This is a genomic window from Bradyrhizobium sp. CFUWI (assembly GCF_056429085.1).
Map to the genome: position 1 here is coordinate 1 of NZ_JBWJZE010000216.1, position 435 is coordinate 435.

1 protein-coding gene is annotated in these 435 nt (G+C 73.3%); it reads right to left on the reverse strand.

All coding sequences use genetic code 11. The features are described 5' to 3' along the window. Positions 1 to 419 (reverse strand): sugar nucleotide-binding protein (locus AC066S_RS39500; protein ID WP_478272012.1); only part of this gene is annotated, 419 nt, incomplete at its 3' end. Positions 420 to 435: the final 16 nt, after the last annotated feature.

The window sequence follows — 435 nt, forward strand, 5'->3', positions numbered from 1 at the left end:
GGCCGGAGGCGCTGCGCCTGCTCGATCACGCAGCGCGCGTAGGCATGCCAGTTCGTTTCGCCGGCGGCCACCAGGTGGTAGAGGCCGGCGTCTTCGGGCCGCCGCTGCAGGTGGCGGACCGCATGGGCCGTGGCGTCGGCGAGCAGGTCGGCGCCCGTCGGGGCGCCCCACTGGTCGTCGATGACGGTCAGGCGATCGCGCTCCTGCGCGAGGCGCAGCATGGTCTTGGCGAAATTGCCGCCGCGCGCGGCGTACACCCAGCTGGTGCGCAGGATGAGGTGGCGCGCGCCGCTCGCCTGGATGCGCTGCTCGCCTTCGAGCTTGGTGCGGCCATAGACGGACAGGGGCGCGGGCGCGTCGGTCTCCACCCAGGGGCGGGTGCCGCTGCCGTCGAACACGTAGTCGGTGCTGTAGTGCACCAGCAGGGCCCCCAGG